14 protein-coding genes are annotated in these 10,007 nt (G+C 57.5%); 4 read left to right on the forward strand and 10 right to left on the reverse strand.

Going from position 1 to position 10,007, the window contains the following annotated elements; genetic code table 11:
• From Q0O33_RS10095 to Q0O33_RS10110, 4 genes are all read right to left on the reverse strand, one after another.
• Positions 1-1,268, reverse strand: a 1,268-nt coding sequence (locus Q0O33_RS10095; RefSeq protein WP_295499119.1) for a DEAD/DEAH box helicase, incomplete at its 3' end; no start/stop codon positions are given.
• Positions 1,216-2,601, reverse strand: a complete 1,386-nt coding sequence (gene pgmG, locus Q0O33_RS10100) for a phosphoglucomutase/phosphomannomutase PgmG (protein ID WP_295499147.1) — start codon at positions 2,599-2,601, stop codon at positions 1,216-1,218. The genes pgmG and Q0O33_RS10095, both read right to left, overlap by 53 nt.
• A 35-nt stretch (positions 2,602-2,636) precedes the next feature.
• Positions 2,637-3,050 carry a molecular chaperone DnaJ gene (locus Q0O33_RS10105; RefSeq protein ID WP_295499122.1) on the reverse strand — a complete coding sequence of 138 codons (414 nt, stop codon included), beginning with the start codon at positions 3,048-3,050 and terminating at the stop codon, positions 2,637-2,639.
• Positions 3,050-3,832, reverse strand: a complete 783-nt coding sequence (locus tag Q0O33_RS10110; protein WP_295499125.1) for a division plane positioning ATPase MipZ — start codon at positions 3,830-3,832, stop codon at positions 3,050-3,052. The genes Q0O33_RS10105 and Q0O33_RS10110 overlap by 1 nt, the downstream gene beginning before the upstream one ends.
• 113 nt (positions 3,833-3,945) lie before the next feature.
• On the opposite strand from Q0O33_RS10110, the gene panC reads away from it, so the two are divergent.
• Complete coding sequence (gene panC / locus Q0O33_RS10115) at positions 3,946-4,785, forward strand: pantoate--beta-alanine ligase (RefSeq protein WP_295499127.1); 840 nt, start codon at positions 3,946-3,948, stop codon at positions 4,783-4,785.
• 150 nt (positions 4,786-4,935) lie between these two features.
• Here the strand turns inward: panC and Q0O33_RS10120 are convergent, their stop codons facing one another.
• Together Q0O33_RS10120 and Q0O33_RS10125 are read right to left on the reverse strand one after the other, a co-directional pair.
• Positions 4,936-5,529 (reverse strand): mobile mystery protein B, encoded by a 594-nt coding sequence (locus Q0O33_RS10120; protein WP_295499129.1) that lies wholly within the window; start codon positions 5,527-5,529, stop codon positions 4,936-4,938.
• Positions 5,526-5,990: a mobile mystery protein A gene (locus Q0O33_RS10125; protein WP_295499131.1), complete on the reverse strand. Its 465-nt coding sequence runs from the start codon at positions 5,988-5,990 to the stop codon at positions 5,526-5,528. The genes Q0O33_RS10120 and Q0O33_RS10125 overlap by 4 nt, the downstream gene beginning before the upstream one ends.
• A gap of 208 nt (positions 5,991-6,198) precedes the next feature.
• Between Q0O33_RS10125 and Q0O33_RS10130 the strand changes: the two genes are divergently transcribed.
• On the forward strand, positions 6,199-7,182 hold the full coding sequence (locus Q0O33_RS10130) for an NAD-dependent epimerase/dehydratase family protein (RefSeq protein ID WP_295499132.1): 984 nt from the start codon (positions 6,199-6,201) through the stop codon (positions 7,180-7,182).
• On the opposite strand, the gene Q0O33_RS10135 is transcribed toward Q0O33_RS10130, so the two are convergent.
• On the reverse strand, positions 7,179-7,811 hold the full coding sequence (locus Q0O33_RS10135) for a TetR family transcriptional regulator (protein ID WP_295499134.1): 633 nt from the start codon (positions 7,809-7,811) through the stop codon (positions 7,179-7,181). The genes Q0O33_RS10130 and Q0O33_RS10135 overlap by 4 nt on opposite strands.
• Positions 7,812-7,985: 174 nt before the next feature.
• Here Q0O33_RS10135 and Q0O33_RS10140 point away from each other — a divergent pair, with 174 nt between their 5' ends.
• Both Q0O33_RS10140 and Q0O33_RS10145 read left to right on the forward strand, forming a co-directional pair.
• On the forward strand, positions 7,986-8,240 hold the full coding sequence (locus Q0O33_RS10140; RefSeq protein WP_295499136.1) for a type II toxin-antitoxin system prevent-host-death family antitoxin: 255 nt from the start codon (positions 7,986-7,988) through the stop codon (positions 8,238-8,240).
• Positions 8,237-8,503, forward strand: a complete 267-nt coding sequence (locus Q0O33_RS10145) for a Txe/YoeB family addiction module toxin (RefSeq protein WP_295499138.1) — start codon at positions 8,237-8,239, stop codon at positions 8,501-8,503. Before Q0O33_RS10140 ends, Q0O33_RS10145 begins: the two co-directional genes overlap by 4 nt.
• 6 nt (positions 8,504-8,509) lie before the next feature.
• Here Q0O33_RS10145 and Q0O33_RS10150 read toward each other — a convergent pair whose 3' ends face one another.
• From Q0O33_RS10150 to rplU, 3 genes are all read right to left on the reverse strand, one after another.
• Positions 8,510-9,100 carry a GNAT family N-acetyltransferase gene (locus Q0O33_RS10150; protein ID WP_295499141.1) on the reverse strand — a complete coding sequence of 197 codons (591 nt, stop codon included), beginning with the start codon at positions 9,098-9,100 and terminating at the stop codon, positions 8,510-8,512.
• A gap of 200 nt (positions 9,101-9,300) precedes the next feature.
• A complete protein-coding gene (gene rpmA, locus Q0O33_RS10155) occupies positions 9,301-9,570 on the reverse strand; it encodes a 50S ribosomal protein L27 (protein WP_295499144.1) in 270 nt (89 codons plus the stop codon).
• Between the two features lie 31 nt (positions 9,571-9,601).
• Positions 9,602-9,997, reverse strand: coding sequence for a 50S ribosomal protein L21 (rplU, locus tag Q0O33_RS10160; protein WP_295499150.1), 396 nt, complete (start codon positions 9,995-9,997; stop codon positions 9,602-9,604).
• Between the last annotated feature and the right edge of the window lie 10 nt (positions 9,998-10,007).

Consider the following 10,007-nt stretch of genomic DNA (forward strand, 5'->3'; position numbering starts at 1 on the left):
AATGGCCCCGCGCAGGCGATCCCCATGACATGTTGCGCCAAGACATCATAGCTGCCTGGGCGGAAGGTTTCGCCATCGCGGACGCCCTCTGCCACCGCGTCAAAGGCGGCTTGTGCCTCCAGATATTCGAACCGGTTGCCGGGGACCAGGATGGCCTTGCTGGGTTCGTCCATGCGGTGGTTGGACCGGCCAATACGTTGCAGCAAGCGCGACGAGCCCTTGGGCGCGCCCATTTGGATGACGCAGTCGACATTGCCCCAGTCGACGCCCAGATCGAGGCTAGACGTGCAGACCAAGGCGCGCAATTTGCCTTCGGCCATGGCGCCCTCGACCTTGCGCCGCGCCTCGACCGACAATGACCCATGGTGAATGCCGATGGGGAATTTGGGTTCATTCGCGTCCCATAATTTCTGGAAGATAAATTCGGCTAGGAAGCGTGTGTTGCAGAAAATCAGCGTGATTTTGTTGCGTCCTATTTCTTCGATGAGCTGCGGTATCGCATGCTGCCCGCTATGCCCCGCCCATGGCACGCGGTCCTCTGGCAGTAAGATCGTGAGGTCAGGCTCCGCGGCGGCCTGGCCCTCGACCAAGCGCACCTGATCTATGTCGCCATAAGGCGCGAGCCATGCGCGATAGGCATCGGGGTCGGCCACGGTCGCCGAAAGCGCCACACGTTGCATGTCCGGCGCCAACGTCTGCAACCGCGCGAGCGACAGGCTGAGCAGATCACCGCGCTTCCCATTGGCGAAGGCGTGCACTTCATCGACAATGACCCGTTTCAGCGTGGCGAACATGTGCACGCTGTCTTCATGGCTGAGCAGCAGCGACAAAGATTCAGGCGTGGTCAACAATATATGCGGCGGCTTAACCCGCTGCCGCGCCTTGCGGTCCGACGGCGTATCGCCCGTCCGCGCCTCAACGCGGATCGGCAAGCCCATTTCCTCGATCGGGATCAGCAGATTGCGGCGTACGTCCGTGGCCAATGCCTTTAGCGGGGAGATATAGAGGGTGTGCAGGCCGCATGACGGGTCGGCAATCAAATCCTTAAGGCTCGGCAAAAATCCGGCCAGCGTTTTGCCTGCGCCCGTCGCGGCCACCAAAAGGGCATGCCGCCCATCGCGTGCCGCTTCGAGCATCTCCAATTGATGCCGTCGCGGTTGCCATCCGCGCGCGGCGAACCAATTGAGAATGATGGGCGGTAAACTCACGCGGAGCTTAATGCCCGACAGTTTCCCCGCGTTCCAGCCCTGATGCCGCCAATTGCGCATCAATTTGCGCCATCAGCCGTTCGAGACCTTCTTCGGACGATGCCTCGGCGCGGGCGACGAGCACGTCTTGCGTGTTCGATGCGCGCAACAGCCACCAGCCATCGGGCGTATTGACGCGCGCGCCGTCAGTGTTGTTCACATCCGCGCCGTCCGCTGATAGCCGCGCAAGCACTTCGTCAATCACGGCAAATTTGCGGCTCTCATCGACTTGGAAACGCATTTCGGGGGTGTTGATCATCTCGGGCATTTCGCTGCGCAACTCGGTCACGCTTTTGCCCAGCTTGGCCGATGCGGACATCAGCCGCACAGCGGCGTAAATCGCATCGTCAAAGCCATAATATGCATGCTTGAAGAAGATGTGCCCGCTCATTTCACCCGCGAGCGGCGAGCCCGTTTCTTTCATTTTGGACTTAATTAGGCTGTGGCCGGTTTTCCACATCATGGGCTGCCCGCCCAATGCGCTGACGCGGTCGAACAAGGCTTGTGATGCCTTTACATCGGCGATAATCGTGGCGCCGGGCACTTCGCCCAGAACGTCCGCGGCATAGATTTGCAGCAATTGGTCGCCCCAGATCACGCGGCCTTCGCCATCAATGGCGCCGATACGATCGCCATCGCCGTCAAAAGCCACTCCAAAATCGAGTTTCTTTTCCGCGACAAGCCGCTGCAAATCGACCAGATTAGCAGGCTCGGTGGGATCCGGGTGATGATTGGGAAATTGGCCGTCCACTTCTGTGAATAAGAGATGATGCTCTCCGGGTAACATCTTGACCAGCTTTTCAATTGCCGGTCCCGCCGCCCCATTGCCCGCGTCCCAACCGATGCGAAATGCCTTTTGTGGTGCGGCTTGCGCCACGCGGGCCACATATTGGTCAAGGATATCGAGATGTTCCGAAGTGCCTGTTCCGTTTACCCAATCCTCGGCCGCCGCCATGCGGCCGATTTTTTGGATATCGGCCCCGAAAAACGGTTTGCCCATCAGGACCATCTTGAAGCCATTATAATTGGCGGGGTTGTGGCTGCCGGTTATTTCTATGCCGCCATGAACGTCATCCAATACGGCCTCCGCATAATATAGCATGGGCGTTGGCCCCATGCCGATGCGGACCACGTCTACGCCGCAATCGTTCAGCCCCTTGACCAAGGCTGCCTCAAGCATCGGCGAGCTTACCCGCCCGTCATAGCCCACCGCCGCCTTTTTACCGCCAGCGCGCACAAGGCAGGTGCCGAACCCCCGGCCAATGGCACAGGCATCATCCTCCCCTAAAGTTTCACCGATAATGCCGCGAATGTCATATTCACGTAGTGACGTTGGGTGGAAATGATGCGCCATATAATGTCCTGTAACTGCGGGAGAGCGTTCGGCCATTAGAGCCGTTTATTGTTCAAGTCATCCAACAAAAGGTCGCGTGCTTTATTCAATGCGGCGGCGCGTTCGGCGCTGCCGCCGGTGTCTGGATGGTCTTGCGCAATCAGCGCACGATGCCGTTCGCGGATGCGCTCGGCATCGTCAAAACGCGACACGCCCAAAAGGAAACGGGCGGCATCAATATCCGATGCATTATCCTGTTTGGCGCGAGAACCGAGCAACCGCAAACTCAGGCCGCGATACCAGAGTACCGCAACCCCTATCGCCGGCAAACCGATCCACAAGCTTCCCCGCGCCGCAAGAAATGCCCCGGCTAGCCCCAGCAAAATGGGCAGCAATTGCTGCTTTTGCAGCTTGCCCTTCCACACGGCCCAGCCAAGGGCAAGAAAGGCCAAGATCGCCAGAAACGTCATTATGCCAATGCCAGCTGACCGACTTCGGGCAGCGCGAGGCCAGTGACCAGTTCCCGTAATTCCTGTCGCGCGACAATATGCGCGGTCGCCAGCTGGCCTAAATGCCCCTTGTCGATCAAGGTAAGGCCGGACGGAAACAGCTCACGATAAATGACGCGTTCATTCAGGCCAGGTACCGAACGGAAGCCGACCCGCTTGGACAATTCGTTCAATGCGTCGGTCATGCGCTGCTGATTATGCGCCTCCATATTGTGCAGGCGGTTGCGGACCACGACCCAGTCGATGGTGACGCCATCGGCCTTGGCGCGTTCTTTGCGTGCGTCCCAGATAAGCTCCGCATAGAAGCTTAATTTGCGCACCTTGAAATTTTCGGCGTCGACTTGGCCAATCAGGTCAAAATCAACAAAGCTGTCATTAATGGGGGTGACCAATGTATTGGCGCGCGTGGCAACAAAGCGCGCATAAGGATCATCGCGCCCCGGCGTGTCGAACACGAGGAAATCATTTTCTGCGCCAAGGCGTTCCACCTGACGCTCCAGCGTGGCCTGCGAATCATGTTCGAACACTTCGAACACGGGCATTGGCAAGGTGATTTTGCGCCGCGTCATCGTGTCGCGCCGGTTTTCTAAATAGCGGTACAAGGTGCGCTGGCGCGAATCCAAATCGATGCACGCCACCCGCGCGCCGCGTGACGCCAGAGCTATCGCGACATGGACTGCGGTGGTTGATTTACCTGTCCCGCCCTTTTCATTCGCAAAAACGATGTGATGTGCCTTGGCCATAATCCCCCAAATCTGCCCCAAATATTGTACGCCGCGACATTTGCCTTGAATTGTCGTCGCACCCTCCCGCATAGGCGGGTTCAACAAAGGCCAATAAACAAGGCGACGTGGACGTGCAAACCATCAATCAGCTTGACGCATTGCGGCAGCATATTTCGGCGCTGCGTGACGCCAAGCGTCGCGTCGCGTTGGTCCCGACCATGGGTGCACTGCATGACGGACATATGGCGCTGGTTAATGAGGCGCGGCGGCATGCCGATGCGGTGATTGTGTCGATCTTCGTCAATCCCACCCAATTTGGGCCGAATGAAGATCTCGACGCCTATCCCCGCACGATGGAACGTGACGCTGAATTGCTGCGCGCTGCTGGGGTCGACATTTTATGGGCGCCGCATGTGGCCGCGATGTATCCAACGGGCTTTGCAACGCAAGTGCATGTCGATGGCCCTAGCAACGCCTATTGCGGCGCAGCGCGGCCAGGCCATTTTGACGGCGTCGCGCTGGTGGTCGCAAAATTGTTCAATCAGGTTCAGCCCGATGTTGCGTTATTTGGGGAAAAGGATTTTCAACAACTGGCCGTCATCCGGCAGATGGCGCGCGACCTTGATTTCGCATTGGAGATATTGGGCGTGCCAATTCTGCGTGACGCGGACGGCCTCGCGCTGTCGTCGCGCAATGCCTATCTGACGGCAGACGAACGGGCGGCGGCCTTGGCTTTGCCAGTTGCCTTGAGCCAAGCCGCGGCGCAGATCCGTGCAGGGGATGATGTCGGGCAAACGCTTGCCAAGGCCTCGGCGGATATCCTCGCCGCCGGCTTTGCGCGGGTGGATTATTTCGCGTTGGCGGATGCGGTGACCTTGGAAGAATTGCAGCATTTCGATGGCAGGCCGGCGCGGCTCTTGGCGGCGGCCAAGATGGGCAAGACGCGGTTGATAGATAATTTGGCGGTTTAAAGAGCAGTCGCCCTTTGCACGTTCTTTATTGTATTTGTTTTTAGCATATTCACACTGTGATCGCCCACATTCACCGAAGGGTTCAATTCGATCCGCCTTATCTATGATGGCGGCTTGGTGGCACAGACGAGTGCTGCGCGGTCTGACGTCTTAAGAGCGCGCGAATGAAATCAATGGCGCCAGATTGTGCGCATCGGCCGCGCGCAGCGCTGCAACATATTTTGTGCGCGTTACGTTAGCGTCGATGAGGCTCTGGCTCCCCCACGAAAAGCGAGGTTGGCCTAAGTGTATTGCCAGTAAATCGCCAACCATTCGGGATAGGCGCCCATTGCCGTTGGGAAATGGGTGGATTGCCACGAGCTGGTGCGAGTAGCGTACTGCGATTTCATCGGGCGCGTAGGTGGCATTTGCTACCCAGAAACGTGCGTCGTCAATTGCCTGCGCAATGTCCATCCGAATGCGATTTGCATCCACTCCAATGTTACGTGGCGTCTCTCGATACTTGCCCGCCCAGCGCCACACTTGACCGAACATGCGCCGGTGTAGTTCGCGCAGGAAGCCCTCATCGAGCACATCGCCGCGGCGCGAGGACAGCCACTTTGCTGCGTGTGCAATGTTGATCTGCTCCGCCTCGTTCAACTCGCGACGCAGGGTGATGTAGGACGGGATAAGCTGCTGTCGCTCCTCTGCGTCGAGAGGTGTATTGGTATCATCGTCCTGCCCATCGAAAAGTGTATCGGTCATTTATCATCCCACAGGCGGCGCGATGGGCCTGCAAGCAACTCTGCTATAATTCGCTGACGTTCATTAGCGAGGTCCTCTCCCTCCATCGCCTGGTTCTCGAGGCGCATTGTGTGATGGAGCCGGTCAAGGCTGGCCTCGGCCTTGTGCGTGGCCTGCCGCCGTACGATGTCATTCAGTGAGGTCGTCGGGACTATGGCGTAGACGAATGTGCAGTCCATGGCTTCGGCAGCCTCGCGCATACTCTTGATCGTTATCGCGCCTGTTATCTCCGCCTTCTCCATTGCGCTTATGCGCGAATAGGCGGCGCCCATTCGCGTAGCCAACTGCCGCGTGCTTAATCCCAGGGCCTCGCGAATACCCTTCAGCCAACCTCGCGGAGGCACGGCGACGGCTTCACCCTGCAGTGTTGCGAGGCGGCGATCTAGATTTTTACGTGCCAGAATTGCTTGGTTGGGTGACATTTTTTGAAATCCTTCGCACCCCATATCACACATATATGTATGCAAATCAATATATTTTGTACATATAAAAATGCTCAAAAATAGCTTTAAAGAGCATATTTATATGTACAAATCAATTTTTGTCATTCTACGCCCAAAGCGCTATTGAGATAGGCAGCGATTGCGCCGGAAGATTTGATGCAAGCGCTGGACAAGGAAGTTTTCTGATATGGCAGCATCGATACTGGTCACGGGCGCAGCAGGGTTCATAGGCCACGCCGTCGCGCACAGATTGTTGGCGCGCGGTGAGCGCGTCATTGGCGTCGACAACGTGAATGACTATTACGACCCCGCCTTGAAAGAATCGCGGCTTGCGACTTTTGCAGGGATAAACAGCTTCGCCTTTGAGCGTCTCGACATTGCCGATGCCGACAATATGCAGGCACTAATTCGCGACAATAATATCGTGCGCGTCGTGCATCTCGCGGCGCAGGCGGGTGTTCGCTACAGCTTGGAGAACCCCTTTGCCTATGAACGCTCTAACCTGGCGGGCCATTTGTCGGTGATGGAGGCGTGCAGGCACGCCGAGGGCTTTGAACATCTCGTCTACGCCTCGTCGAGTTCGGTCTATGGCGACAAGACGATGGGCGGTGCAGGCTTTAAGGAAGATGAGCCCGTCAACGACCCCGTGTCGCTCTATGCCGCGACCAAGCGCGCGTGCGAATTGATGAGCCAGTCTTATGCAAAACTCTATGGCTTTCCGCAGACTGGCCTGCGCTTCTTCACCGTCTACGGCCCATGGGGGCGGCCCGACATGGCCTATTTCAGCTTCACGCAGAAAATCCTGCGCGGCGAGGCGATTGAGGTTTACGGCAATGGGCAAATGGCGCGCGACTTCACCTATATCGACGACATTGTTGACGGCATCATTGGCGCGCTGGATCATCCGCCGGCGCGGGGAGAGAACAGGATCCTCAACATCGGCGACAGCCATCCGGTTGGCCTGATGGAGATGATCGAGACGCTCGAAAAAGCCATTGGCCGCGAGGCGACGAAGGTCATGCGGCCCATGCAGCCGGGCGACGTCACCGCGACCTATGCTGATGTTTCGAAGCTACATGCGCTCACGGGCTACAAGCCCAAGGTCATGCTGGCCGAAGGTCTAGAAAAGTTCGCCGACTGGTATCGGCAATATTACGGAACCTCAGCTTAGGGTTTTAACTGCGCCTGCATCTCATCGAATGCAGCCGCCAGCTTTCGACCCGCAATCTGTCTTCCGGCCTCGCGCGGCAAGCCAAGTGCCGCCGACAATGGCCCGCCCAGCAACGCATCGCCAAGTGCCATCAGCACCATTTCAAGTGTCAGCTCATGCAGCGACGTGTCGGCGTGCCCGTCTTCGCCAATTTCATCCACCAGCTTGTGGATGGCCTCGACAATGGGGTCGAGCGCGTCTTCATTGCCGGACAAGAGCATCCACGACGCGAGCGCGCCCGCGCCCTCGCGATCGAACTGGTCAAAGATTAAATCTGCAAGCTCCTGCGGCGTCACGGCTCCGCCACGCATTTGGATAATGGCCGCGGCCACTTTGCTACAGATATTTTCGCCCATATAGGCCGCCAGCGCACGCTGAAGCCCCGACGCGGACCCGAAATGATGCAGCAAATTGGCATGCGTGCGCCCGATTTGTCCGGCGACCGCCTTTAACGTAACCGCCTGTGGCCCTGCCTCAAGCAACAGGCCGCGCGCCGCCTCAAGCGCCGCCATCCGGCTCGCCTCGGGACTTAATCGGCGCGGCATGCCGACGTCTTTGAAATCAATAATCTTCGACGGCTCAGTCGCCATGTTCGCCGTTACCCCCCGGTTGATTTTACAACGCTACGCCAATTCAGGGGCATATCCAAGTGTGTTGCGCAGCAAACGGCGACTAAAAGCAATCTGCGTTACCGTCGAAATTTGCACTTGAATTTGTACGTATATCTGTACATATTAAACCAGATAGCAAAAGGACCCTCGACGATGGACGTGATGACATACACAGAGGCGCGCGCAAATCTTAAGGGCGTCATGGACCGGGTTGTTTCCGACCGCACACAGGTTGTCGTGACGCGGCAAAAGGCTGAGGCAATTGTGATGATGTCGTTGGCGGACTGGAATGCCGTGGAAGAGACCCTGCACCTGCTCTCAACGCCAAGCAACGCGGCGCGCCTGCGTGGATCGATCGATCAGCTTGAAGCTGGGAAAGGTTTAGAACGTCAGCTTAGTCACCCATGAGGATTATCTTTTCAGACAATGCGTGGGAAGACTACCAGTATTGGGTAAGCAATGACGGCAACACTCTGGCGCGGCTGAATTCACTGATCGAGCAATGCAGCCGAGACCCCTTTAAGGGGACTGGAAAACCTGAACCACTGAAGGGCGACTTGCAGGGCTGGTGGTCTCGCCGCATCACAACGGCCGACCGCCTCGTCTATCGCGTCGAGGGGAAGGGCGCCGATCAACGCTTAGAAATAGCGCAGTGCCGCTATCATTACTGACGCGCGTTAAGCAGCCTGAAGCCGTTCCATCTGCTCACGCATGTTGAACACCGGAGGGCTTAGTCGCGCGCGCGGCTCTGCATCTGCCTCATCCAGCGCCCTTTCATACAAGGCCGATGTCATGGCCTCGCGGCGGCCGTTGCTGTGCCGTAACGCCGTCTCGCCTGTGTTTTGAAAGCCGAGTTTGCGTAGCACGTTGCCCGAAGCGGGGTTATCGGTGAAGTGACTAGCGATGAGCTTTTTATGGCCAATGGCCTTGGCGATGTTGACCACGGCGCGGGCAGCTTCGGTTGCAAAGCCAAGGCCCCAATAAGGCCGAGCTATCCAATAGCCCAATTCGGCGTTGCCGTCATAATTGCCAATGCCGCACGCACCGATGATGCGCGGGGCACCATGGGTGCGCAGCATCAATAAAAAGGCAGGAAAGAGCACATCATGCGCTTGTGCCGCAAATTGCGCCGCATCATCGACGGTATAGGGCCAAGGAGCGCGCGCAAGGTTGCGGACGATGCCCTCGTCAGCAATCGCCTGATGCAATTCGGCTGCATCCTCGGGCCAGCTTGGCCGCAACAATAATCTTTCCGTTCTCGCGAACATCGTTTCTCTCCGGTTCTGCGCCGCCCCTTGCATGACAAAGCGACAGCCATGTTACAGTTCCTCCGCAGGAGGCTGAGAACAGGGAGAATGAGACAAAAAGAAAGGGAGATCGGTTGACCCGTCTCCCTGTTCAAAGGTGGAAACCACCTGACATGATTTCCGGGTCATCCGACTGGACAACCCGGTATCGATTGTCCTGTTTATTCGGCGGCCATCGCTGGCATATCGACCGACACATATTTGCGGCCGAGTTTACCAGCATGGAAACGCACGCGGCCTGCGACGAGCGCAAACAATGTGTGGTCTTTGCCAAGGCCAACGCCCGAACCAGGATATACCTTGGTGCCGCGCTGACGAATAATGATGTTGCCGCCGATGACGCTTTCGCCACCGAACTTCTTCACGCCAAGGCGACGGCCTGCTGAATCGCGACCGTTGCGTGACGAACCACCTGCTTTTTTATGTGCCATGGTCTAAACTCCTACGTCAGAGCGTTGCCGCTCAAGCTTCCTTCGGGGCTGCAGCCTTTTTGGGCGCAGCGGCTTTCTTGGGTGCGGCTTCCTTTGCAGGAGCGGCAGTTGCAGCAGCCTTCTTCTCTTCCTTGCCAACGGCGAGGATGCGCAGAAGGGTCAACGACTGGCGATGACCTTGCTTGCGGCGATAATTGTGGCGGCGACGCTTTTTAAAGACGATAACCTTTTCACCACGCTCTTGCGCAATGATTTCGGCCGAAACGGTCAAGCCGTTCACGTCCTGCACCTTGTCACCGTCACCGGCAAGAAGGATGTCACCCAGCGAGATCTTGTCACCCGCTTCACCAGACAGTTTTTCAACTGCGATTTTATCTCCGGCGGCGACGCGATATTGCTTGCCGCCTGTGCGCACGATTGCGAACATGGCTCTAACT

The sequence above is a fragment of the Sphingorhabdus sp. EL138 genome, from assembly GCF_945862485.1.
Lineage (GTDB): Bacteria > Pseudomonadota > Alphaproteobacteria > Sphingomonadales > Sphingomonadaceae > Sphingorhabdus_B.